The organism is Mailhella massiliensis (assembly GCF_900155525.1).
GTDB lineage: Bacteria > Desulfobacterota > Desulfovibrionia > Desulfovibrionales > Desulfovibrionaceae > Mailhella > Mailhella massiliensis.
This window is the reverse complement of record NZ_LT706952.1, coordinates 833,826-856,259: the sequence shown is the minus strand read 5'-3', so window position 1 is coordinate 856,259 and position 22,434 is coordinate 833,826. Positions and strand designations below refer to the sequence as shown.

At 62.5% G+C, this 22,434-nt stretch carries 21 protein-coding genes; 7 read left to right on the top strand and 14 right to left on the bottom strand.

Features of this window, described 5'->3' with window-relative positions; translation table 11 throughout:
• The first annotated feature begins 486 nt into the window (after positions 1–486).
• Positions 487–936, top strand: a complete 450-nt coding sequence (locus tag CZ345_RS14180) for a flavodoxin (RefSeq protein ID WP_077073742.1) — start codon at positions 487–489, stop codon at positions 934–936.
• Between the two features lie 257 nt (positions 937–1,193).
• Here the strand turns inward: CZ345_RS14180 and aroE are convergent, their stop codons facing one another.
• The 9 genes from aroE to CZ345_RS14135 form a co-directional block, all read right to left on the bottom strand.
• A complete protein-coding gene (aroE, locus tag CZ345_RS14175) occupies positions 1,194–2,060 on the bottom strand; it encodes a shikimate dehydrogenase (protein WP_077073741.1) in 867 nt (288 codons plus the stop codon).
• Positions 2,061–2,119: 59 nt separating this feature from the next.
• On the bottom strand, positions 2,120–2,644 hold the full coding sequence (locus CZ345_RS14170; RefSeq protein ID WP_077073740.1) for a shikimate kinase: 525 nt from the start codon (positions 2,642–2,644) through the stop codon (positions 2,120–2,122).
• Complete coding sequence (gene aroC, locus CZ345_RS14165) at positions 2,641–3,699, bottom strand: chorismate synthase (RefSeq protein WP_077073739.1); 1,059 nt, start codon at positions 3,697–3,699, stop codon at positions 2,641–2,643. Before aroC ends, CZ345_RS14170 begins: the two co-directional genes overlap by 4 nt.
• Positions 3,699–4,535: a prephenate dehydrogenase/arogenate dehydrogenase family protein gene (locus tag CZ345_RS14160; RefSeq protein ID WP_077073738.1), complete on the bottom strand. Its 837-nt coding sequence runs from the start codon at positions 4,533–4,535 to the stop codon at positions 3,699–3,701. Before CZ345_RS14160 ends, aroC begins: the two co-directional genes overlap by 1 nt.
• Positions 4,532–5,851: a 3-phosphoshikimate 1-carboxyvinyltransferase gene (gene aroA, locus CZ345_RS14155; RefSeq protein WP_077073737.1), complete on the bottom strand. Its 1,320-nt coding sequence runs from the start codon at positions 5,849–5,851 to the stop codon at positions 4,532–4,534. Before aroA ends, CZ345_RS14160 begins: the two co-directional genes overlap by 4 nt.
• A 3-nt stretch (positions 5,852–5,854) precedes the next feature.
• Positions 5,855–6,997: a prephenate dehydratase gene (gene pheA / locus CZ345_RS14150; protein ID WP_077073736.1), complete on the bottom strand. Its 1,143-nt coding sequence runs from the start codon at positions 6,995–6,997 to the stop codon at positions 5,855–5,857.
• Between the two features lie 2 nt (positions 6,998–6,999).
• Entirely contained in the window at positions 7,000–7,971 is a 972-nt protein-coding gene (locus CZ345_RS14145) for a 3-dehydroquinate synthase II family protein (RefSeq protein ID WP_144277410.1), read from the bottom strand.
• A gap of 14 nt (positions 7,972–7,985) precedes the next feature.
• On the bottom strand, positions 7,986–8,792 hold the full coding sequence (locus CZ345_RS14140) for a 2-amino-3,7-dideoxy-D-threo-hept-6-ulosonate synthase (protein ID WP_077073734.1): 807 nt from the start codon (positions 8,790–8,792) through the stop codon (positions 7,986–7,988).
• Between the two features lie 312 nt (positions 8,793–9,104).
• Positions 9,105–9,902 (bottom strand): 2-amino-3,7-dideoxy-D-threo-hept-6-ulosonate synthase, encoded by a 798-nt coding sequence (locus tag CZ345_RS14135; protein WP_077073733.1) that lies wholly within the window; start codon positions 9,900–9,902, stop codon positions 9,105–9,107.
• 564 nt (positions 9,903–10,466) lie between these two features.
• Here CZ345_RS14135 and CZ345_RS14125 point away from each other — a divergent pair.
• Genes CZ345_RS14125 through trpA form a run of 6 tightly spaced genes read left to right on the top strand, consistent with a single transcriptional unit; the run spans position 10,467 to position 16,931 of the window.
• Positions 10,467–11,888, top strand: coding sequence for an anthranilate synthase component I family protein (locus CZ345_RS14125; RefSeq protein WP_077073731.1), 1,422 nt, complete (start codon positions 10,467–10,469; stop codon positions 11,886–11,888).
• On the top strand, positions 11,869–13,455 hold the full coding sequence (gene trpD / locus CZ345_RS14120; protein WP_077073730.1) for an anthranilate phosphoribosyltransferase: 1,587 nt from the start codon (positions 11,869–11,871) through the stop codon (positions 13,453–13,455). Before CZ345_RS14125 ends, trpD begins: the two co-directional genes overlap by 20 nt.
• The gene (locus tag CZ345_RS14115) at positions 13,452–14,270 is read left to right on the top strand and encodes an indole-3-glycerol-phosphate synthase (RefSeq protein ID WP_077073729.1); all 819 of its coding nucleotides are present in this window, start codon (positions 13,452–13,454) and stop codon (positions 14,268–14,270) included. Before trpD ends, CZ345_RS14115 begins: the two co-directional genes overlap by 4 nt.
• Positions 14,260–14,949 carry a phosphoribosylanthranilate isomerase gene (locus CZ345_RS14110; RefSeq protein WP_077073728.1) on the top strand — a complete coding sequence of 230 codons (690 nt, stop codon included), beginning with the start codon at positions 14,260–14,262 and terminating at the stop codon, positions 14,947–14,949. Before CZ345_RS14115 ends, CZ345_RS14110 begins: the two co-directional genes overlap by 11 nt.
• A complete protein-coding gene (gene trpB / locus CZ345_RS14105) occupies positions 14,946–16,115 on the top strand; it encodes a tryptophan synthase subunit beta (protein WP_077073727.1) in 1,170 nt (389 codons plus the stop codon). The genes CZ345_RS14110 and trpB overlap by 4 nt, the downstream gene beginning before the upstream one ends.
• Before the next feature lie 45 nt (positions 16,116–16,160).
• A complete protein-coding gene (gene trpA, locus CZ345_RS14100) occupies positions 16,161–16,931 on the top strand; it encodes a tryptophan synthase subunit alpha (protein WP_077073726.1) in 771 nt (256 codons plus the stop codon).
• A gap of 56 nt (positions 16,932–16,987) precedes the next feature.
• Here trpA and CZ345_RS14095 read toward each other — a convergent pair whose 3' ends face one another.
• From CZ345_RS14095 to CZ345_RS14075, 5 genes are all read right to left on the bottom strand, one after another.
• Positions 16,988–18,463: a histidine-type phosphatase gene (locus tag CZ345_RS14095; protein ID WP_077073725.1), complete on the bottom strand. Its 1,476-nt coding sequence runs from the start codon at positions 18,461–18,463 to the stop codon at positions 16,988–16,990.
• A gap of 72 nt (positions 18,464–18,535) precedes the next feature.
• On the bottom strand, positions 18,536–18,865 hold the full coding sequence (locus tag CZ345_RS14090; RefSeq protein ID WP_077073724.1) for a ferredoxin-thioredoxin reductase catalytic domain-containing protein: 330 nt from the start codon (positions 18,863–18,865) through the stop codon (positions 18,536–18,538).
• Positions 18,843–19,271, bottom strand: a complete 429-nt coding sequence (locus tag CZ345_RS16345; protein ID WP_162274982.1) for a glutaredoxin family protein — start codon at positions 19,269–19,271, stop codon at positions 18,843–18,845. The genes CZ345_RS14090 and CZ345_RS16345 overlap by 23 nt, the downstream gene beginning before the upstream one ends.
• Before the next feature lie 126 nt (positions 19,272–19,397).
• Positions 19,398–20,897, bottom strand: a complete 1,500-nt coding sequence (locus CZ345_RS14080) for a small ribosomal subunit Rsm22 family protein (RefSeq protein WP_077073723.1) — start codon at positions 20,895–20,897, stop codon at positions 19,398–19,400.
• Between the two features lie 179 nt (positions 20,898–21,076).
• Positions 21,077–21,937, bottom strand: a complete 861-nt coding sequence (locus tag CZ345_RS14075) for a zinc metalloprotease HtpX (protein ID WP_077073722.1) — start codon at positions 21,935–21,937, stop codon at positions 21,077–21,079.
• Positions 21,938–22,434 lie beyond the last annotated feature (497 nt).

Here is a 22,434-nt window from a genome sequence, read left to right as displayed (position 1 = left end):
ACAGGGGCGTTGTGTATTGCAATGCCCGGGCCGGAGCATGTGTCTGGATGCTCCGGCAGAATTTCTCCGCCCTGCGGCAGGAGCATGGACATGCTGGTCCATCTTCATATTCGCCATAGCCTTGCGGAAAAAACAGGTGTTTCCGCAAGGTTTTCTCCTCCGCATTGCCGGTATGCCCGCCATTGGCATTCCGGCAAAAATTTGCTCTGGAACCTTGAAGGTTTCAGTCTCCTCCCCCCCCCTGCCGGGCTTCTGACTCACAGCAGAGGTCCGGCCGATTTTCTGTCCTGCATCCACCCCGCATGGGCGGGGTGAGTACTCCTGGTCGTGCACGGCGGAGACAGACGGCATATCTCCGCCGTGCAAAAAAAACATGCGGACCCGTTCTATGCCCCCGGAAGGGGAGGCCGTTCCGCACGGCATGGGGCCGTTGCGGACATCTGCCCTATGGCCTTTTTCTCCGGGGGCTTTTTATGGAGAAAAACTATGAAGGTTCTCATCGTGTATGGTTCTACCACCGGCAATACCGCGGGTATTGCGGAAGCTCTCGGCGAACAGATCGGCGCGGCCGGTCATGAAGTAGTGGTGAAGAACGCCGCCGATGTCACGGCCGAAGGCCTGTGCGACGGCTATGATGCCGTTCTTTTCGGCTGCTCCGCCTGGGGAACCGATGAAGTGGAACTGCAGGATGACTTCAACACCCTTTTTGAAGAATTCGATTCCATCGGTGCGAAGGGAAAGAAGTTCGCCTGCTTTGCCAGCGGCGACAGCAGCTTTGAACATTTCTGCGGCGCGGTGGACGTGATGGAGGACAGGCTTTCCTCTCTCGGCGCCGTGATGATGGAAGAAGGTCTCAAGGTGGAAGGCGACTGCTCAGGCAGCAGGGACGACGTGGAAGCCTGGGGCAGCCGTATCATCGCCGATTTGCAGGGGTAACCCGGATACCGCCCGCAGAGAGACTCACCGCACAGGAAAGGCGGCCCTCCCGTGGACGGGCTTTCATCTCGCCTTAAAAAATTGAAAAAGGCTCTTCGTGTCAGCACATGAAGAGCCTTTTCTTTTTGGTATCCGCAGGAAAAGCCGCCGTGCTGCAGCGCTGGGAAAGGCCTGTCCGGCGGCGAAAGCCGGTCGGTCTGTTTTTTCGGGAAGGCAGGGCCTTGCCCGGAAAAGCTTCCGTAATTTCTGCCGGAACGTCAGGCCGAGGCCTTCAGCACGGGAATCAGGCGCTTCATGACCGCGGCCTTCATGAGCGGAGCATCCAGAGACAGGGAGGAGAAGTGCTCCAGCGCCAGTATGGCCTGATGGATGAGCATGCCGAGTCCGTTCATCGCAGCATGGCCGCGTTTTTCCGCTTCTTCCAGAAGACGGGTTTTCAGAGGCCGGTAGATAAGGTCGCATACGGGGGCGGAGGGGGGCAGCATGTCGAGGAAGGAAAAGTCTTCAAACTGCGCCTGCACGCCCTGCATCCCCAGAGGCGTGCAGTTGATGAAGAGTTCCCCTTCGGCCAGCGCCGCTTCGCAGGCCTTTTCCGTCATGCGGCACAGTCGTATGCGCGGGGAGGCTGCGGCAAGTTCCGCGGCTTTCTGCGGCGTGCGGCAGCACACGGTCACGCTTTCCGCTCCTTCCGCAGCGAGTTTGAGCACCACGGAGCGGGCCGCTCCACCTGCGCCGTAGACCACCACGCGCATGTCCCGGACGTGAATGTCTTCCTCAAGAAGCGAGCGCAGAAAACCTTCGCCGTCGGTATTGTAACCGTGGAAGCGCCCTTCGCGTATGACCACGGTATTGACGGAACGGTACATGCGCGCATCGTCGGAAAGGGTATCCATGAGCGGTACGAGGTCGGTCTTGTGCGGCATGGTGGCGTTGAACCCCGCAAGGTTCAGGTCGGGCGCGACGGGAAGCCAGGCCGAGACGCTTCCGGCGCTGACGAGGATGCGTTCATAGGTGCAGGCTATGCCCAGAGCATCGAGCATGGCCTGCTGAATGACGGGGGAGAGACTGTGTTCTATGGGGTCGCCGATGACGGCGAGTTTTTTTCCTGTCAGAATGCTGTTCATGGCGGCTCCGCATGTCATGAAGTAAGGCGCAGGGAAAACGTTCCCGGCGGAAGGGCAGGTCAGGACAGTTCTGTCTTTGTTTCGTGCCGGAAGCGGCGCAGTATCTGAAGAATGCGCCGTTTGAGGGTTCTCGGGCCGCCGTGGTTGGGAACGGTGATGTGGGCATAACGGCGGTACAGGGCGATGCGTTCCGCGTAGAGGCGGAAAAGCCGGTCTCTGTCGTTCTGCACGAGGGGCCGGTCGCCCAGAGTGGTGGAGCGCAGGATATGCGAGGGGTGGCGGTCGATGAACACGACAAGCCCGTTGCGGGAAAGTTCTTCCATGTTTTTTTCGCGCAGTATCATGCCTCCGCCTGTGGAGATGATGACGCCTTCCATGGCTGCGGCTTCCCTGGCGCAGGCCGATTCCATGTCGCGGAAGGCGGCTTCGCCGTCTTCTGCAAAGATATCGGCGATGATGCGGCCGGTCTTTTTCTCGATCATGACGTCGGTATCGAAGAGCGGCATGTGCAGTCTGCGGGAAAGCCTTCTGCCGAAGGTGCTTTTGCCGCAGCCGGAAAGGCCGATGAGCACGAGATTCTTCATGCCTTTTCTCCCATGACTTCCGAAAGGGCCAGCGCGCAGGCCGCCTCGATGACGGGCACGGCCCGGGGGAGTATGCACGGATCGTGTCTGCCGGTTATGACGAGCCTGGCCGCCTCGCCGGTGCTCATGTTCACGGTGTCCTGTTCCTTTCCGATGGAGGGCGTGGGTTTGATGATCACGCTGAAGACCACGGGCATGCCGTTGGAAATGCCGCCGTTGATGCCGCCGTTATGGTTGGTGCGCGTATGTATGCCCTCTCCGGGCAGGAAGGCGTCGTTGGCTTCGCTGCCGCGCATGGAGGCAAAGCCGAAGCCGGAGCCGAAGGCCAGTCCCTTGACGGCAGGCACGGCGAAGACGTGGCGCGCTATGGCGGTTTCGATATTGTCGTCGAAATCGGGCCCGCCCCGTCCTGCAGGCAGGTTCAGGGCAAAGCATTCGATGACGCCGCCTACGGAATCGCCCTCGGCTCGCGCTTCGAGAATGGCCTTCTGCATGGCTTCGCCGCGCGTATCGTCCACAACGGCAAAGGCTTTCCGGCCAGCCGCACGAAGGGCCTCCACATCGGGCCGTGCAAGGTCGAGGGGAATATCCGCCACTCCCGCCGTTTCTTTTATGCGGGCGAGAACTTCCACGCCCTTCTGCCTGAGCAGCAGCTTGGCCACGGCCCCGGCAAAGACGAGCGGAGCCGTGAGGCGGCCGGAAAAGTGCCCCCCGCCCCGGTAATCCTCGAAACCCTGATAGCGCAGATGGGCGGTGAAGTCCGCATGACCGGGCCTTGCCAGATACCGCGTGGCGGCGTAGTCGCGCGAGCGGGTATCGGTATTTTCAATGATGCCGCACAGGGGGGTGCCGCAGGTTCTGCCCTCGAACACGCCGCTTATGATGCGTACGGCGTCCTTTTCGCTGCGGGCCGTGGCGAGGGGCGATTTTCCCGGAGCGCGGCGCGCCATTTCCGCGCCGATGAAGTCCATGTCGAGCTCAAGCCCGGAGGGAACGCCCTGCAGAACAATGCCTATGGCCGGGCCGTGGGATTCGCCGAACAGACTGTATCGCATCACTTCTTTCCTTTTTTCAGCCCTGCCCGGGCCGACTGGAGGGCCACCTTGCGGGCTTCCTCGTGTATTTTTCTTTTTTCCTCTCCTTCCTTCCACCACCACTGGGCCTTGTGCAGGATGAGATCCACGTCGCCCGCGGCGGCAAGGGAAAGCAGGTTGCGGTACTGGCGCACCATGGCCTGACTGTGCGGGTTGGCCTCAAAAAGCCAGGTGAAAAGCGCGCCGTCTTCCATGAGCTGCTTTTCCGTGGAATTCATGCGGCGCAGAAAGGAGGGGGTAATATACGGAAGAAGCGCGGGGTCTTCCGCCGTCATGGCGAAGTACACCGCGCTTGTAATGAAATTCATGCCCTGTATCCTGGCTTCCGCCATGTCGTGCTCTTCCGCCGTGGCACGGAAGGTGACGCAGGAAAAGCTGCGGAACACCTGTTCCATGAAGGCGACGTCCTCTTCCGAGGAGTTCCTGCCCGGCACTATGGTCACGCGCAGTTCCAGATCCGGCGCGGGCACGGGGCCGAAAAGCGGGTGCGTGCCCACCACGGGGCCGTCCCACAGCCGTTCCATGTGCCGCATGGGCAGTTCCTTCACCGAGGTGATGTCGGAAAGAATGGTGGAAGGCTCCATGAAGGGCAGGAGCTTTTCTATGGTTCCGGCAATGGCCGAGGCGGGGATGCACAAAATGACGGCGCGCGCTCCCCGGCAGGCTTCCTCCATGGCCGCAGGCTCATAGGGAAGATCCAGCCCCACGGGAGAAAAGGCCGGACTCTGCCCGAGCCTTTCCATGAGCATGGCCCCCATGCGGCCGCGGCAGCCTGCGATGACGATGCGTTCGCTCATGAAAGGGCGCTCCACACGTTCCAGAATTCGGGGAAGGATTTGCGGACCACGGCGGGGTCGTCCACCGCCACGCGCTGCCCCCGGCCGAGTCCGAGCAGGGAACAGGCCATGGCGATGCGGTGGTCGTTGTAGGTGCAGAATACCGTGCCTTCCGGGATGGAGGGCACATCCGGCCCGAGGCCGTGCACGGTGAGCGCGCCTTCCTCTTCCTCGCAGCGCACCTTCGCGCGGGCCAGCTCCGAGGCGCAGGCGGAAATGCGGTCGCATTCCTTGATTCTGAGGTGGGCGATGTTTTCCATGCGCGTTTTTCCCGAGGCGAAGGCCGCGACCATGGCCACGGTGGGCACGAGGTCGGGGCAGTCGCCCATGTCCACGGTGATGCCGTGCAGGGGCGCGGGGCTGACCAGAATGCCGTCGTCCCGTACGGTGATATCCGCGCCCATGGCGCGCAGAATATCCAGAATGACGCGGTCGCCCTGCAGGGAATCGGGGCGGAGATTGGTGACGAGCACGCTTTCTCTGCCCACGGCTCCGGCTGCGAGCAGGTAGGATGCGCCGGACCAGTCACCTTCCACGCGGTATTCGCCGCTTTGGTACGCGCCGGGGCGCACGCTGATGCGGAGCTTCCCGGGCCGGGCATGTTTCACGCTCTTCCACGGCGTCTCATGCCAGTCTTCCCCCTCTTTTTCCTCCACCATGAAGGAAATGCCGAAGTCCTCCAGCACCTGCAGCGTCAGCCCCACATAGGGCCAGGATACCACCTTGGAACCGCTGAGCGACACACGGAGCGTTTCGCGGCAGAAGGGAGCGGCGAGCAGCAGCCCGGAAAGGAACTGGCTGGATTCGTCGACGCTCATGCTCACATCTCCCCCGCAAAGCCCTTCGGTGGAGAGAAGAAGCGGGGGATACCCTTCCTTCCGTTCAAATTCGATATGTGCGCCGAGGGCGGAAAGAGCGTCTGCCAGTGCGCCGATGGGCCGCTCATGCATTCTTTCCACGCCGTGAATGCGGAATTTTCCGCGCCCTGCGGCCAGAACGGCGGTGAGCAGGCGGCAGGTGGTGCCCGATTCCCCCACATAGCAGCTTACGGAAGCGGAGCTTCCGCCCGCAGGGCCGTGTTCCATGCCCTGCACGTTCCAGCTTCCGCCGCCCAGATCTTCCAGCACAGCTCCTGCGGCATGGAGTATTTCGCGGGTGCGCTCAAGGTCGGCGCTGGAAAGGGCGTGATGCACCAGGGAGCGGCCCTGCGCCAGAGAGGCGGCGATGAGCATGCGGTGGGAAACGGACTTGGAGGCCGGGGCCTTGAGCGTGATCATGAATCAGAATCCTGTGGTGTTTGCGGTGGAATCGAGACGGGGCCCTTCGGGGTAGCAGCCCAGCACGCGCACGAAGGAGCAGCCTGCGCGAAGATCGTTGACGAGCTCCGTGCATTCCGGGGAGGAAAGGTCGCATTCCACATCGGCGAAGAAGATGTAGTCCCAGCAGGCGGCGCCCTTCAGGGGGCGCGATTCGAGCTTGGTCATGTTCACCCCGTGACGGGTGAACACGTTGAGCACCGAAGCGAGGGTTCCGGCCCTGTTGGGTACGGTGAAGAGCAGGGAGGACTTGAACGGCGCGTCCGCCGGGGCACGGCGGGGCACGGCGGAATTTTCACCCGCGGAAACGAGCACGAAGCGCGTCCAGTTGGAGGCGTCGTCCTGAATGTCGCAGGCAAGGCAGTTCATGCCGAGCTTTTCCGCCATGCTGCGGTGGCCTATGGAGGCCGCGCCCTCCTCGGTGGAGGCCTTCCATGCGGCGGCCGCCGTGGAATCCACGGAAACAAGCCGCGCCTGCGGAAGGTGCGTGCGCAGCCATGCGGCGCACTGGCCCAGCGGCTGGGGATGGGAGTACACGGTTTTCACCTGTTCAGGCTCCCTTTCCCGGCTGAGCAGGCTGTTGGAAATGCGGGAATAGAACTCGGCCTGAATGGTGACGTTGTACTCGGAGAACAGGTCGAAGCTCTGGGCTATGGTTCCGTGTATGGAGTTTTCCAGCGGAATCACGCCGAAGTCGAACTGCTTCAGCATGATGCCGCGGAATATTTCGTTGAAGTCGCGGCAGGGCGTGAATTCCATGGCTTCTCCCATGAAATCCACGGCGGCAAAGTAGGAGAACGTGCCCTCCGGCCCGAGATAGGCCACGGAGCAGTTCTTCTGCAGAGAGCGGGAGGCGGAGAGAATGGCACGCCAGATGGAGGTGACGTGTTCCGCCTTCAAAGGCCCTTCGTTGCGTCCGGCGAGCCTTTCCAGAAGCAGTGTTTCCCGCGCAGGGTCGAACACCCTGCCCCCGACCTGCCTTTTTGCCTGACCTACGGCGAGGCTGAGCCCCGCGCGCCGGTTCAGCAGTGTGAGAAGCGCGGAGTCCACCTCGTCGATTTCCTCGCGCAGTTTTGCAAGACCGGGTATCTGGAAAGGCTCCGCCATGACTATTTCTCCTGAATGTCTTCTTTGATGCGCATGCCGAAGTGCCGCCCTGCTTCATCGGTACGGCAGAGCACCTTGTCGCCCGGCTTCAGGCTCACCACGCTCACAGGGGTTCCGTCCGGCGCGGTAAGGCGTATGGTTTCCGCATTCTGCAGGAAGACCGCGCCCTTTTTGTCGCCGCATACGGCTTCCACCAGAAGCATGGGCCGCACTTCTATCTTCACTCTTCCGGCAACGGCCAGAGTCGTGGCTCCGGTATGATCCACCACCAGCATTTCCCGGCCCGCCTCCACTTCGGAAAGGTAGGTCGTCGTATCATTGGGAAGGCGGATGTAGGCATGCACGGCCCCGGCATTCACCCGGAAGGGACGGGAGGCCACATATTCGTTGTGCTCCGTTTCCGCATGCACAAGGAAGGTGAAGGCGCTGGAATTGCCCACCAGCATGCCCTGACCGCGGTGCAGCATGGACATGGTGTCGATGCATACGCGGTGCCCGAGTCCGGCGGGTTCCACGCGGGTGATCACGGCTTCCTGAAGTTCTTCGTGTTCCCGGCTCGTCTTGCAGCGGGAAACGATGTCCTTGAGGTCGCCTATGGCCTCGGGCAGCACCACGATGCCCTGCACCCCGCGCTGAAGAATACCCGCCGCAAGCACGGCTTCCTCAAGATTGCCCGCTTCGGCAACGACATGGGGGCACTGGGCGAGCAGGTTCTCCACGGGGATGATTTCCCATCCGCGGGCGAGCACCGCCTGCGTGCCGGCGAGAAGTTCGTCGCGTATGGCTTCCTCGTCGGCCTTGGTGGACATGGAACGGGAGGGCATGTCCTCTTCCGCGATGACCGCGGTGCGGGAAAGCTGGGAGACGGATTCCACCTTGTCGGCGGGGACGATGACGCCGTCCACGCCGGATTCCAGGGCGAGGGTCACGTCGCTTTTGCTGAAGGGCACGCTTTTGAAGTAAATGTTCATGATCCGTTTTCCCCGGCTTATTTGTCTTCGCCCACGATGGCCATGGCGTCGTCCACGGAAGCGCCGGAATGCACGATGGCGTTCATGGCGCGCATGAGATCCACGCGGCGGGGATGCTCGAACACGTTGCGGCCGATGGAAAGGCCCGCGCCGCCCGCGAGCAGGGAGTCGTGCACCATCTGCAGAAGCTTGCGCGTGGAGTCGATGCGTTCGCCGCCGGCAATGAGCACGGGCGCGCAGCAGCATTCGGTGACCTTCTGGAAGGTTTCCGGGCTGCCGGTGTAGGAAACCTTCACGATGTCGGCACCGAGTTCCGCACCCACGCGGGCGCAGTGGGCCACGATGTCCACGGCGAAGCTGTCGCGGATGAGGCCGCCGCGGCCGTAGAGCATCATGAGAAGGGGCATGCCCCAGCGGTTGCAGTGATCGGCGATGACGCCCGCGGTGTAGAGCATTTCCTTTTCGTTGGGGTCGCCGAGGTTGAGATGGATGGAAACGGCGTCGGCGCCGAGGCGTATGGCCTCTTCCACCGTGCCCGAGAGCACCTTGGTGTTGCCGTTGGGCGAAAGCGCCGTGGATGCGGTGATGTGCATGATGAGCCCGAGGTCGGCGTTGGCATCGGCACAGCCGGAAGCGCGGATGAGGCCCTTGTGCATGAGCACGGCGTTGGCTCCGCCTTCATTCATGTCGTCCACGGCCTTGCGGATGTCCACCAGCCCGTCGGGCGCGCCGATGGTCATGCCGTGATCCATGGGAACTACGATGGCGCGTTTGGTTTCGGGATTGAAAATGCGGGACAGTCTTTTCTTGGTGCCGAGTTCCATAATGCGTTCCTTCTTTTGAACGTTGGGGGCTGCGTGGCGGCGAATATTCCATACAAAAAGGGCCGCCGGCTTGTTTCGCCTGCGGCCCGAAGTTTGCAATCAACAGTTGTCAGCAACCCTTCCGACCACAGGACCCGGTAAAATAAAAGTAAAAACCAAAGCGGAAAGCCGTGGTTTCATACTGGGCGGTGGCGAAAGAAAGAGTACGCATAACAACAACCATACTGAGTTTAAAAATTTACTAATCCCAGAAAAAGAATGCTGTCAACAGGAAAATGGCGGAGGAAGAAAACTTTTCTCTTCCGGACGCCGTTATTTCTCGCCCATGATCTCGAGAGCCTCTTCCACGGAGGCTCCTTCGTGCACCATGGCGCGCAGCCCGTGCAGCAGTTCCACGCGGCGGGGGTGTTCGAACACGTTGCGGCCCACGGAAAGGCCGGAGCCGCCCGCCTGAAGGGAACCGTGCACCATTTCCAGGAGCTTGCGCGTGGAATCGAGCTTCGGCCCACCCGCAATGAGCACGGGCACGCCGCAGTCTTCCACCACGTCGGCAAAGCTTTCCGGATCGCCCGTGTAGGGCACCTTCACGATGTCGGCCCCGAGTTCCGCGCCTACGCGGGCGCAGTGGGCGATGTTGCGCGGATCGTAGCTGTCCACGTCGTGGCCGCGAGCGTACACCATCATGAGCAGAGGCATGCCCCACAGGCTGCATTCCTTGGCCACCCTGCCCGCGTCCGACATCATCATGCTCTCGTCGTCGTCGCCGAGATTGATGTGAATGGAAACGGCGTCGGCCCCGAGGCGCACGGCTTCTTCCACGTCGCCCACGAGCATTTTCCTGTTGGGCCTGCGCGAAAGACTGGTGGAGGCGGAAATATGCATGATGAAGCCGAGGCGCATGTGCGATTCGTATTTCGCCTTGTGGATGAGCCCCTTGTGCAGCAGCACCGCGTCGGCCATGCCTTCATCCATGTCCTGCACGGCCTTCGCCATGTCGCGCAGGCCGCGGGGCGCACCGTCGGACACGCCGTGATCCATGGGAACGATGATGGCGCGGCCGGTTTTGGGATTGATGATGTGGTTGAAACGTCTGAGAGCGCCGACTTCCATGGAAAAACCCCTTTGCAGGCGCCGGGCGGAAATAAAAAAGCCGCCGGCGGTGTATGCCTGCGGCTTGATAGTCCTGTACGGAAAAAATCAGCACAGCCCGCCGCAGAGCCCGGGATAATAATACGCATGGCACCAGCAACCGAAGCTGCTGGCGAAGGTAAAGGAGCCGGGGCGGTAGGAACTGAGCATGATGTTCACCTTTTTCCTTTCCATAGCTCCGGTTCGGAAACGCTGTCAAGCACCGGAAGAAAAAAGTCCTTCTCTTCGCGCCGGTACGTTTTCGTACCGTCCGGAAAAATGTTCCGCCGTGCATTGACAAAAAAAAACACCTTGCATACACAGAAAAAAAAGCCCGTTTTTTCGCGGGCCGAGCATATTTCAGGAGTGTCTATGTCCGTTTTCGCCCTCACCGTATCCTTCGCCGGTCAGTGGTGGTGGCGTACCCCTCTTCAGGGAGAGGTGCGGTCTTAGCGCGTATCCTGTGCCTGCGAGCATGGAAGAAGCCGATGCCGTCCCCTCTCCGGGGGCGGCATTTTTTTATGCATCAAAAACAAGGTCATCGACATGAAAGCCAACACGTTTCCTCTTCGAGTGCGTCAGAGCGTCCGCCGGCTTCCGGCGGATATGGACACGCCCATCAGTCTCTTTCTCGGCATGGCCGGGAAGGGGCACGGCATACTGCTGGAAAGCGCGGAAGTGGACGGACGATGGGGACGCTACAGCGTGCTCGGCTTTGACATGGCGTTTTTTCTCTCCTGCCGCAGGGGGCGGCTCGTCTGCCGCGTGGAGGATGAGCGCTTCGCTCCCCTGATGGAGTTCGACGGCATGAACTTTGTGGAAGGGCTGCGCCGCATCATGCGTTCGCTGGAAATTCTGCCCGATCCGCAGGCCGCGAATCTTCCGCCCATCACCCGTTCGCTGTGCGGTTACTTCGGCTTCGGCATGGCGGGGCTCTTCCAGCCGAAGGCGGCGGAATTTCTTCCGCCCGAGGATGCGGAATGCGTGCTCTGCCTGCCCGGAACGCTTCTTCTTTTCGACCACATGTACAACCGCCTTGCCGAAGTGAGCCTCGGCGAGCACCGCGAGGTGGGCAGCGGGCGCGATCCGGGTCTGTGCACCGTGCCCGGCAGGGAAGAGGACTATGAAAAGGGCGGCGAAGAATACGAGGCCGCGGTGGAGCGCATACGGGAAATGCTGCGTGCGGGCGAAGCCATACAGGTGGTGCCTTCCATGCAGTTCAGCACGCCCTTTGAAGGCGACCCGTTCTCGCTTTACCGGCGCATGCGCAGCGAAAACGCCTCTCCCTACATGTTTTTCATGCGTCTGCCGGGCGTGACGCTCTTCGGTTCCTCGCCGGAAGTCATGGTGCGCTGTACGGCGGGAAAGCTCCTTTCCGCGCCCATAGCCGGAACGCGGCGCCGGGGCAGAACCGTGGATGAGGATGAAGAGCTTGCCGCCGACCTTCTGGCCGATCCCAAGGAAAGGGCGGAACACATGATGCTGGTGGATCTGGCCCGCAACGATCTCGGCAGCATAGCCCTGCCCGGCAGCGTGGAGGTGGAGCGGCTCATGATGGTGGAGCGCTTTTCCCACGTCATGCACCTGACAAGCCGCGTTACCGCGGAGCTGGAAGAAGGGCTGGACGCCGTGGACGTGCTTTCGGCCACCTTCCCGGCGGGCACGGTAAGCGGCGCGCCCAAGCTGCGCGCCATGGAAATCATCTCCTCGATGGAAAAGGTTCCCCGCGGCCCCTACGGCGGATGCATAGGCTGGCTCGGCCTGGACAAGGACGGCGTGAATCTCGATACCGGCATCACCATACGCAGCATGTGGGTCAGAAACGGCCGCCTGTACTGGCAGGCGGGCAGCGGCGTGGTACACGATTCCACCCCCGCTCTGGAATGGAAGGAGGTCTGCAACAAGTCGGCCATCATGCGTCAGGCATGTTTTACCCCGGGAGAATTCCATGTTCCTGCTTATCGATAATTACGATTCCTTTACCTACAATCTGGTGCAGGCCTTCTGCCGCCTGGGGCACAGGCCCCGCGTGGTGAAGAACGACGATCCCGGTCTGGTGGCGCTTGCCAACGATCCTTCGCTGCGCATGGTCTGCATTTCCCCCGGGCCGGGTCATCCTTCAAAGGCCGGGTACTGCCTGGAGTTTCTGCGGCAGCTCAGTCCCCGCATTCCGGTGCTCGGCGTATGCCTCGGTCATCAGATACTGGGGCTTTACGCCGGAGCGGAGGTGACGGCGGCCCCCGTCATCATGCACGGCAAGACGTCGGAAATCGTGCACGACGGCAAGGGCATCTACCGGGGTATGCCCAACCCCATGATCGTGGGACGCTACCATTCCCTTGTCATACGGCTGGACGACGAGCACAGGAATCCGCTTCTTTCGGTATCGGCGCGCGGGCCTCAGGGCGAGGTCATGTCCATAAGCTTCAGGGACCGTCCGTGGGTGGGCGTGCAGTATCATCCCGAATCCATACTCACGCCGGACGGTCTGCGCCTTCTGGAAAACTTCCCCGGCAGTCTCCTGCCCACGGTGCACGCCGCGCCCACCATCAGTTCCATTCTGGAATCCGTATCCCGGGGGCGCGACCTGACGGAGGAGGAAGCGGAAGTGGCCTTCGGTTCCATGCTGGACGGCACCATGACGCCCGCGCAGGCCGGGGCCCTGCTCATGGGCCTGCGGATGAAGGGCGAAAAGCCTTCCGAGCTGGCCGCCGCCATACGCATCATGCTTTCCCGCGCCGTAAAGGTGCCGGGCGTGCCGGAAAAGTGCATCGACATCGTGGGTACCGGCGGCGACGGCAAGCATTCCTTCAACTGTTCCACGGCCACGTCGCTCACTCTGGCGGGCATGGGATACCGTATGCTCAAGCACGGCAACCGGGCGGTTTCCTCCACCTCCGGCGCGGCGGATGCCCTGGAAGGACTGGGCATTCCCATGGAAAAGGACCCGGACGCCATCGTGGAAATGCTGAAGGAGCGCAACTTCGCCTTCCAGTACGCCCCCTATTTCCACCCGGCCTTCGCCAACGTGGGGCCGGTACGCAAGCAGCTCGGTATGCGCACCATGTTCAACATGCTCGGCCCCATGCTGAACCCGGCCTGCCCCGACTACCTCATGATGGGCGTGGGCGACCCGGAGCAGGTGGATCTCATTGCGGCCACGCTTCAGCGGCGTCCCTTCCACAAGGTGGCGGTGTTCAACGGGGCGGGCGGCTACGACGAGCTGACCACCATGGGGAAAACGCGCATCGTGCTCATTACCGACGGCGTGATGGATGAAATGGTGTTCGATCCTTCCCTTTACGGTTTCGTTCCCTGCGAGCCGGAAGATCTGGAAGTGCGCGACAAGGAGGAGGCCACGGCCGTGCTCAAGGAAATTCTGGCCGGTCGCGGGCCCCGCCCCATGCGCGACATGGTTGTGGTGAACGCGGCCTTCGCCATCTACATGCTGGAGGAAACGAAGAGCCTTGAAGAATGCGTGGCCATGGCCCGGAAGGGCGTGGAGGAAGGCGCAGGCATGAGGGTATTGTCATGACGGGACTGGAACGCTTCATGGATGCCAAGAGGCGGGAGGTGGAGGAACTGACGCGGCAGGGAACGGAGCAGATTCGGCCTTGGAACGGGGAACGCCCCTCCTTTTCCCGCGCTCTGGAGGCGGGCGGCGGGCCGCTCGCCGTGATTGCGGAATACAAGCGCGCCTCGCCCTCGCGCGGGGTGATATGCGAGTCTCTGGAGCCGGAAGACGTGGTACGGCAGTACCGGGAGGCGGGAGCTGCCGCCGTTTCCGTGCTGACGGAGGAGCGCTGGTTCCACGGGCACATTTCCTACCTTGCCCGCATGGCGGCGGCCATGGAGAAGCGCGGGGGAAAAAGGCCGCCTCTTCTGCGCAAGGATTTTCTTTTCCACCCCGCGCAGGTGGACGCCACGCTGGCTACGCCCGCCTCGGCGCTGCTGCTCATCGTGAGGCTCACGCCTTCGGCCCGTACGCTGCGCGACCTGCGCGAAAGGGCGGAGAAGGGCGGCATGGAAGCCGTGGTCGAGGTGTTTGACGAGAAGGATCTCGCCCTTGCGCGCGAAAGCGGGGCCCGCATCATTCAGGTAAACGCGCGCGATCTTGCAAGTCTCAAAGTGGACAGAAGCGCCTGCCTCCGCCTTATCGAAACGTGCCCGCCGGAACGCGGGGAACTCTGGATTGCGGCAAGCGGCATGGGGTGCCGCGCCGACCTTGAGCAGGCCGCGCAGCGGGGCTTTTCCGCCGCGCTTGTAGGTTCGGCCCTCATGGAAGGGGGCAGACCCGGCGAGGCGCTTGCTGAGCTGCTCGGAAAAGGGGAGGTGCGGAATGCGGATTAAAATCTGCGGCATGAGCAGTCAGCGCGCGGTGGATGCCGCGGCGGAGCTCGGCGTGGAGTTCTGCGGCTTCGTGTTTCATGAAGCGAGTCCGCGCAACGTCACGCCGCATCAGGTTTCGGCGCTGGATACGCACGGCATGAAGCGTGTGGGCGTTTTCGTGCGGCAGAGCGCGGAAGAGATACGGGATATCGTGCGCCTTGCACGCCTTGACTATGTGCAGCTGCACGGCTCACAGAGCGCGGATTTCGCCCGGGCCTTTCCGGCGGAGAGCGTCATCCGCGTACTCTGGCCGGCAGGCTGCGCCTCGCGGAAGGAGCTTGAGGAGAATATCGCCGCCTTTGCCGGAACATGCGGCTGCTATCTTCTCGATGCGGGCATGGGCAGCGGCAGGGAACTGGACTGGGGGGCGCTGAGCGGACTTCGCTTCCCGCACCCGTGGTTTCTTTCCGGCGGGCTCGGTCCGGAGAATGCGGCGCGGGCTCTGGGCCTCTGCACGCCGGACGGGCTCGACTTCAATTCGAAACTGGAAACCTCTCCCGGCGTGAAGGATGAATCGCTCATGACTCAGGCCGTGGAGAGGGTGCGACTGTGGGAAGCCGCCGGAGGCGGCGCAGGCTCCGCAGAGGCGGAGCGTTCGGCGGCCTGCGCCGTGTGCGGGCCGGAAGGAGATACGCTGTGAGAAAAGGATATTTCGGAGATTTCGGCGGCTGCTTCGTGCCGGAGCTGCTCATGCCGCCGCTGGTGGAACTGGAAGAGGCCATGGCCTCCATACTGCCCTCGCGTGAATTTCAGCAGGAACTTCAGGAGCTGCTGCACGACTATGCGGGCCGCGAAACGCCGCTCACCTTCTGCCCCTCGCTGTCGGCGGAGCTGGGCTTTGAGCTGTGGCTCAAGCGCGAGGATCTGCTGCATACCGGCGCGCACAAGATCAACAATACCCTGGGGCAGGCGCTGCTTGCCCGCCATATGGGCAAGACGGCCCTCATTGCGGAAACGGGCGCGGGGCAGCACGGCGTGGCCACGGCTGCCGCGGCGGCAAGGCTCGGCATGAAGTGCACCGTGTTCATGGGCGCGGAAGACGTGGAGCGGCAGTCGGCCAACGTGCGCAGGATGCGCCTCATGGGCGCGGAAGTGGTGCCTGTGGAAAGCGGTTCCCGCACGCTGAAGGACGCCATCAACGCCGCTCTTCGCGCGTGGATATCGCTTCAGGGCAGCACGCATTACTGCTTCGGCACGGCGGCGGGGCCGTATCCCTTCCCCGACCTCGTGCGGGAGTTTCAGAGCGTCATCGGCCGCGAGGCCCGCGCGCAGATGCTGGAGAAGACGGGGCATCTGCCCGACGCCGTGGTGGCGGCCGTGGGCGGCGGTTCCAACGCCATAGGCATGTTCTCGCCCTTCGTGCCGGATGCCCCGGTGCGTCTCATCGGCGTGGAGGCAGGAGGCACGGGAGAGGAAGGCTGTATGCATTCGGCGGCCATCAATCTCGGCCGTCCCGGCGTGCTGCACGGGGAATACACCATGCTGCTTCAGGATGAGGACGGGCAGATTCTGCCTTCCGGTTCCATTTCCGCCGGTCTGGATTACCCCGGCGTGGGGCCGGAACACGCGTATCTCGCCGCCTCGGGCCGCGTGAAATATGCGGTGGCCTACGACGACGAGGCCCTTGCCGCGTTTCAGAAGCTCTGCCGGGCGGAGGGAATACTCCCTGCTCTGGAATCCTCCCACGCGCTTGCCTATGTGCTTGCCCATCCCGAAGACTTCGCGCCGGAAAGCCGCGTGCTGGTCAACCTTTCCGGCCGGGGCGACAAGGACATGGACATCGTGGAAAAGGCCCTCGGCCTTTAGCGCATGTTGCGGTTAAAAAAAAGCGGCACGGCCGCGAGGTGAAGTATGCATATTCTGGAAAAGAAGATTCGCGCCGCCAACGCGGCGGGCCGCACGGCGCTCATTCCCTTTGTGACGGCGGGTTTTCCTTCACGGGAAAGATTCTGGGACATTCTCCGCGAGCTTGACGAAAACGGTGCGGACATCATGGAAATAGGCGTGCCTTTTTCCGACCCCGTGGCCGACGGCCCCGTGGTGGCGGAAGCTTCGCAGCGGGTGTTGAATGACGGCGTGACGCTCCGCGGCATTCTGCAGGGACTCAAGGCGCGCAAAGGCGGGTTCCGGGCGGGCATCGTGCTCATGGGGTACATGAATCCCTTCCTTCAGTACGGTCTGGAAAGGCTTGCCCGCGAAGCGGAAGAGGCGGGCGTGCACGGCTTCATCGTGCCGGATCTGCCCTATGACGAGGCCGGACGGGTACGGGAGATTCTCGCCGCGCATTCTCTGGCGCTCATCCCTCTTGTGGGGCCCAATACCCCGAAGGAGCGCATGAAGCTCTACGCCGATGTTTCGGAAGGCTATGTGTATGTGGTTTCCGTCATGGGGACCACGGGCGAGAGGGATCGCCTGCCCCCGGAGGTGCCGGAGGTGCTCTCGCGCGTGCGCGGGGTGTTTGCCCTGCCTGCGGCCCTCGGCTTCGGCCTGCGTGCGCCGGAGCAGCTTGCCGCCCTGCCCGGAAAGATACGTCCCGATGCGGCGGTGTTCGGCAGCGCGCTGCTCAGGCACATCGACGGAGGCGGCTCTCCTGCGTCGTTCCTGCGTATCTGGAGAAGCTGAAAAACGTATGCCGCGCCCGGGCGCGGCATACGTCATGCCGGTTCAGAGGCGTTTTTTCAGTTCTTTTGCGCGGCAAAGAGCAGAGCCGTCCTTACGGAAAGTTCGCTTCCCGCCATACCGCGCACAAGCAGGAGAAAGTCCTTCAAAGGCAGGGCCGGGCCTGCGGGAGTGTCCGCGTATGCTCCGGGCAGGAGAAGCGGCGCCTCATGCAGGGCGGAGGCTCGCATGGCTGCGCTGTCCGTACTTAAAAAGGCGCTCAGGCGCTGACAGAGGAAGGAAGCCTGCACCATACGGCCCTGCGGCGTTTCCCAGAGCCTCAGCGCCAGCATGGAACCGGGGGGCGTGCTGTCCGCAGGGAAGGGGCCGTTGTTCCAGTGCAGGTTCAGAAGCCCCGCGATATTGACCATGTTGGTGTCGTGCCCGGAAAACACGACAAGCTTCGCCTCGTTGGCCGCCCTGACGGGCGATTCCCCGGCAAGGGCCTCCGCCATGAGAACGAGCAGGGGCATGCCTTCCTGTCCGGCCACGGCGGGGAATCGCTGCACGGCGCTCTGCACCTTCGTGTGCACGGGCAGAAGGCGCAGCGCCGTATCCGGGTTGACCATGATGATCCCGCCTTCCTCCATGGGGGCGGCCTCCCATCGGGAGAGAGGCGGAAGAACGGCGACGCCCGGTCTGTCGGAACGCGGGGCGAGAATGATCTCTCTTGCCTTGATTTCCACCGGCGTACCCGGCCCCTGAGGCAGCGGATCGGGAATCTTCGTCGCCAGAGACTGCGCCTTTCCGGGCCATTCCAGACTTTCCAGCAGCAGAATTTCCGCAAGGGTGGAGGCCGTGGCCAGGCCTCCGCTCAGGGAAACGCTTTCCGGCCGCCCCGCTTCGGGGAAGTGCAGAAGGGTGGGCATGTCCGCAAGCGTGCAGGAAGGTACGCCGGGTATGCACATGGCCGGACTCCTGCCGAGTACGGAGGAAAGTTCCGCCACGCTTTTTTCCGTGCTTCTCTGTACGGCGGCAATCTGCCTTTCCAGCTCCCGCCGTTCCTGCACGGAAAGCTGCGGGGAAGGCAGAAAGCCGCTTTTCACGGGATGAAATACGGGATCGCGGCGGGCATGGCCGGCATTCACCTCGAAGCCGCAGCCGGGGGCAAGGCCTTCCAGCATGGCGCGCGCCGTGGCAAGGGTGCGTTCTTCGTTGTCGGCATAGAGGAACACGCTGCCTTTTTCCGGGCATTCCGAGGCGGGCAGAAGCCCGTCGAAGGCAAGGTCTTGACGCATGACCTCCCATTCCGCGCGGATGAGGGCTGCGCCCCTTTCGGTAAGATGGCCGGGCGGCGTGTTCCATGCAGGCCAGGCGCGAGAACTCCAGGAGGCGAGCGTTTCCGGCGACTGCGTGGGCGGGCGTACGCCGTGGCGGCTCAGGATTACGGTTTTGACGAGGCGCGCGTTCTGCGCGGGCGCATCGCCGGCGGGGGAGGGAGAGGGAAGGCAGAGAAGAACGGCCGCGAGAGCGGCGGACAAGAATATGCGGCGCATACCGGCTCCTTTTTCCGTGTATGGAAAAAGTATGGCATCCGCCGCATGACAGGGCAAGGATTTTCGCTGTTATTACAGACCGCGGGAAGGATCGCGCCGTTCTTCCACTTCGGGGAAGAAGTCCGGGTCGTCCTTATGTTCCTCGGAAACGTAGAAGGAGCAGAAACACGCCCCGTATTCGGCTATGTCGGCATCGCGGTACACGCAGGGACAGATGATGTCGCTGTCCTGCTGCCTGTCGGAACAGGCAAGGCGGCAGGGGCAGCACATGTAGCCGTAGCGCTCCTTGTTGGCCAGCAGGCTTTCCGCCGTACCGAGGCAGTGTTCATGATCGGCGTGAAGATAGTATCCTTTGGCTGCGGCCCCCTTGGCCAGACAATCAAGCAGTTGTTCCGGCGTCATGGATCAGTGCCTCCTGCATGAGCTGTTTGCGGAACCCGACAATCACCTTTCCGCCGGGCACGAGAATGGTGGGGAAGGTTCCGCGAGGATTGTAGGTACGCACTTTTTCCATGAGGTCGGAACGCTGCGAGCCGGAATACTCGTCCAGATAAATGACGATGTAGTCGACGTTGTTGGCATCCAGGAATTTCCTGGTGTTCTTGCAGTGCTGGCAGGTGGTGAGAGCGTACATGATGGGCTTTTCGGAGATGGGGTTCATCCCGAGAGCGTACAGTTCAGGATCCCCCTGAGGACCCTTTTCTTCCGGGGCCTCTTCTTTGACGGGGGCGTTTTTCTTTCTCAGAAAAAGAACCGCGATAACGGCGACGACGGCGATGGCGGCAATGATGGCGATGGAAGAATTCATGGGTAGTCTCCTTACGAGCATGAACCCGGTGCTGTCCGGGTGAAAAAAGTATGCTCCTTTCCCGAAAAAAAGCCAGAGGCAGGGGCTTTTGTTTTGCAAAAAAGTGCCGGAGAGGCGGCGCGCACCTCAGCTTCCGCTCTTTTTTCCGCCTTTGGAGAAGCCGCGGGAGCCTTCACGCCTTTTTGGGGAATCTTTCTTTTGGGGGAAGGGACTTCCGGCGCGGTCTCTTCTTTCCGTTCTTCCCCTCCGGGCGAAGGGGGCGCTTTCGCGTCCGGGAGGGAAGGGTCTTTTTCCCCGTTCCTCGTTCCGCCGGGGAATCCGTCCGGCTTCCTCCAGGTCAAGAATGACGGCGCGGGATTTCATGTCGCGTTCCCTGGTGGGGAAGGCCGTGCACAGTGCGCCGGGCGGCAGGTGTGAGGACGCGGGGATGAGGCAGAGTCCGGGGGAGGCGCAGGCATAGCGGGCGCGGCCCGGATAGCCCGGCACCACGAAGGCGTCGGAAACGATGCGTGCCCGTACTCCTGCCCGGGGGCGGGAATGTTCTTCGGGCGACAGTTCCCCGTCTTCCAGCTTTCTGAGCGAAAGGAAGGAAAGACTTATGGAATCCTTGTCCAGTCCGGCCCTGGCGGAAAGGGCGCGCAGAGACTCAGGCGCGCCTTCCGCCGGGGCGTTGACGTGGCACCATGCGGTGGAGCGCCGGTCGAGCATGGGGCATCGGCCCGCATGGGGGCAGGGGGAAAGGGGCTCGAACAGCGGCGGGAGGCCGAAATCCTCGTCCTCATCCTCCATGTCGTCGTCCTCGTTCATGAAGCGCCGCCCGGCCTGCTCCTCGCGCAGGGCGAAGGCGGTGAGGTCGTCGTATTCCGATTCCTCCTCCACGCCGCCGAGGGCGCTTTTGCGAAGGTGCGCGATAAGGCGTCCGCCCTGGCGGGTTCCCGGTTCCACGGCAAGGATACGCCCGTCTTCGCCGAGCATGTCCCAGAGGCTTTCCAGAAGTTCGCGCATGCGTTCGCCCATTCTGTGGCCGGGTCTGGCGCGGCGTTCCTCCATTTCGTTGAGAACGTTGCCCATGCAGGCCAGCCACAGCGCTCCGGGTCTGGCATACAGGCGGCGCGGCGCGAGAGAAACGGAGGCGCGCATGGTGCGGATGGTCCAGAGGTTCTTTTCTCCGAGCGCATCGCTCAGCTTTTCGAAGATGTTGCGGCCGAGTTCGAGAATGTGGGGCGTGGTGTCGCTCGCCACCACGGTGACGGGGCGCGAACGAAGATCCGGCCGGGATATCCACAGCGCGATGGGCAGGGTAAGCGGGCCGCTGCCCATGTCGAGAATAAGAGGCTCCTCAGGAATGCTGCCGAAGTCCAGACCGGGCAGAAGCGCGGAAAGCCGTACCAGGTTCCAGGGCAGAAAGTAGCGCAGGTACGCGGAAGTAAGCCTCGGCGAAGTCCAGTAGGGGCGGGCAAGGCCGTCGCGTTCCGTGGTGAGCAGGGCGGAAAGATCGCGGCAGGCGAGGGGCAGGTCGCGCCGCTGCTGTCCGGTCATGGGCATGACGGCGTCGAGCACGGGAAAAAGCTGTTCCAGCGCGCGCCTTGCAAAACTGTCGGGTGCGGAAAAAAGAGGAGTGATCATGGGGTATCCTGTGCGGAAAAATAACGTCCGTGGTATGGCTGCAAGGGTGGCGTAAAGCCGGGGGAAAGGCAAGGCGAAAGTGCCCGGAGCGCAAAAAGGGCGGGGCCGGGGAATATCCGGCCCCGCCCTTTGCGGCGGAGAGCTGTTTTTTACCGGAGCGGCCTCTGGGCCGCCGGGCATCAGCCGGGGTAGCGGCCGGTGCGGGCCATTTCCTGCAGGTTTGCGATGCGCTCTTCCATGGGCGGATGCGTGCTGAACATGCGGCGCAGCGATTCCCCGGAAAGGGGCGACACGATGAACATGTTTTCCGTGGCGGGGTTGGCCTGCATGGGAATATGACGGCTGTAGGCGTCGAGGTTGTTCAGCGCTCCGGCAAGGGCCATGGGGTCGGCGCAGTAGGAAGCGCCTGCGGCGTCGGCCATGTACTCGCGGCGTCGGGAAATGGCCATCTGTATGAGGGCGGCGGCAAGGGGGCCGAGTATCATCATGGCGATGGCCGCGAGGGGATTGCTGTTGCCTTCCTCGTCGCGCGCGCCGCCGAAGATCATGCTGAACTGCAGCATGTTGGCGATGGCCGTAATGGCCGAGGCCAGCACGCCCGCCACCGTCTGGATGAGAATGTCGCGGTGGGCGATGTGGGCCATTTCATGGGCCAGCACGCCGCGCAGCTGTTCCGGCGGCAGAAGGCGCATGATGCCGTCGGTCACGGCAATGACGCCGTGTTCCGGGTCGCGTCCCGTGGCGAAGGCGTTGGGAGCCTCCTGCGGCACGATGTAGAGCCTGGGCTTGGGCACGCCCGCCCGGCGGGCGAGGTCGGCCACCATGTCGTGCACCATGGGGGCGTCTTCGGGGGAAAGTTCCTGCGCGCGGTACATGGACAGCACGATCTTGTCGGAAAACCAGAAGCTTCCGATGTTCATGATGACGGCGAACACAAGGGCGACGAGAATGCCCTGACGGCCGCCGAGGGCGCTGCCCATGACGATGAGCACGGCGGAAAGGCCGGCCATGAGAAGAAGGGTTTTAAGCTGGCTGGTCATAATTGCTCCTCGATGTGAACGGCATGAAGGCCTTGCAGGGAAGAATAACCACGCTTTCTTCCTCTGCCAAGGGCGGAAAGCTTGCAAAGTATTGCATGTTGCCTCAGACGGACGAAAAAGCGAAGGAAAAGCCTTTTCGTGCAGAAAACGACAGCGTGCGTTCACAACGCTTTTCTGCCGTGCATGAGGTCATGATGCTCTGTGAGGTCTGTATGTTCCATGCAGAGAAAAGAAACCTTCTTCTTTTTCTCCACAGTGATGCCCGCAATCGGCGGGATTTTTTCCTTTATGCGTTTTTTTTGCCGTACATGTTTTTTTTATTGCGGAAAAAAACATGTTTGTATGGCCGTTTCACGGAAGCTGAGGCGCGGCTCCGTTTTTCCGGGAAAGGCCTTTCCGGGAGAAAGGTCCGTCAACGGGAAAAGGCGGCCTCGGGCCGCCTTTTCCGCATCCGGTTTGCCGCGCCGCAGCCCCTGCACCGTGCAGGCGCTGCGGCG

What these genes read in the sequence shown, in the direction of transcription:
- CZ345_RS14125 (WP_077073731.1), top strand. Translation starts at nt 10,467, where the DNA reads ATGAAAGCCAACACGTTTCCTCTTCGAGTGCGTCAGAGCGTCCGCCGG.
- CZ345_RS14115 (WP_077073729.1), top strand. Translation starts at nt 13,452, where the DNA reads ATGACGGGACTGGAACGCTTCATGGATGCCAAGAGGCGGGAGGTGGAG.
- pheA (WP_077073736.1), bottom strand. Translation starts at nt 6,997, where the DNA reads ATGGCGGAGCCTTTCCAGATACCCGGTCTTGCAAAACTGCGCGAGGAA.
- CZ345_RS14090 (WP_077073724.1), bottom strand. Translation starts at nt 18,865, where the DNA reads ATGACGCCGGAACAACTGCTTGATTGTCTGGCCAAGGGGGCCGCAGCC.
- CZ345_RS14180 (WP_077073742.1), top strand. Translation starts at nt 487, where the DNA reads ATGAAGGTTCTCATCGTGTATGGTTCTACCACCGGCAATACCGCGGGT.
- CZ345_RS14075 (WP_077073722.1), bottom strand. Translation starts at nt 21,937, where the DNA reads ATGACCAGCCAGCTTAAAACCCTTCTTCTCATGGCCGGCCTTTCCGCC.
- trpD (WP_077073730.1), top strand. Translation starts at nt 11,869, where the DNA reads ATGTTCCTGCTTATCGATAATTACGATTCCTTTACCTACAATCTGGTG.
- CZ345_RS14135 (WP_077073733.1), bottom strand. Translation starts at nt 9,902, where the DNA reads ATGGAAGTCGGCGCTCTCAGACGTTTCAACCACATCATCAATCCCAAA.
- CZ345_RS14095 (WP_077073725.1), bottom strand. Translation starts at nt 18,463, where the DNA reads ATGCGCCGCATATTCTTGTCCGCCGCTCTCGCGGCCGTTCTTCTCTGC.
- CZ345_RS14080 (WP_077073723.1), bottom strand. Translation starts at nt 20,897, where the DNA reads ATGATCACTCCTCTTTTTTCCGCACCCGACAGTTTTGCAAGGCGCGCG.
- aroC (WP_077073739.1), bottom strand. Translation starts at nt 3,699, where the DNA reads ATGCGATACAGTCTGTTCGGCGAATCCCACGGCCCGGCCATAGGCATT.
- CZ345_RS14110 (WP_077073728.1), top strand. Translation starts at nt 14,260, where the DNA reads ATGCGGATTAAAATCTGCGGCATGAGCAGTCAGCGCGCGGTGGATGCC.
- CZ345_RS14160 (WP_077073738.1), bottom strand. Translation starts at nt 4,535, where the DNA reads ATGAGCGAACGCATCGTCATCGCAGGCTGCCGCGGCCGCATGGGGGCC.
- aroA (WP_077073737.1), bottom strand. Translation starts at nt 5,851, where the DNA reads ATGATCACGCTCAAGGCCCCGGCCTCCAAGTCCGTTTCCCACCGCATG.
- CZ345_RS14170 (WP_077073740.1), bottom strand. Translation starts at nt 2,644, where the DNA reads ATGAAGAATCTCGTGCTCATCGGCCTTTCCGGCTGCGGCAAAAGCACC.
- CZ345_RS16345 (WP_162274982.1), bottom strand. Translation starts at nt 19,271, where the DNA reads ATGAATTCTTCCATCGCCATCATTGCCGCCATCGCCGTCGTCGCCGTT.
- CZ345_RS14140 (WP_077073734.1), bottom strand. Translation starts at nt 8,792, where the DNA reads ATGGAACTCGGCACCAAGAAAAGACTGTCCCGCATTTTCAATCCCGAA.
- trpA (WP_077073726.1), top strand. Translation starts at nt 16,161, where the DNA reads ATGCATATTCTGGAAAAGAAGATTCGCGCCGCCAACGCGGCGGGCCGC.
- aroE (WP_077073741.1), bottom strand. Translation starts at nt 2,060, where the DNA reads ATGAACAGCATTCTGACAGGAAAAAAACTCGCCGTCATCGGCGACCCC.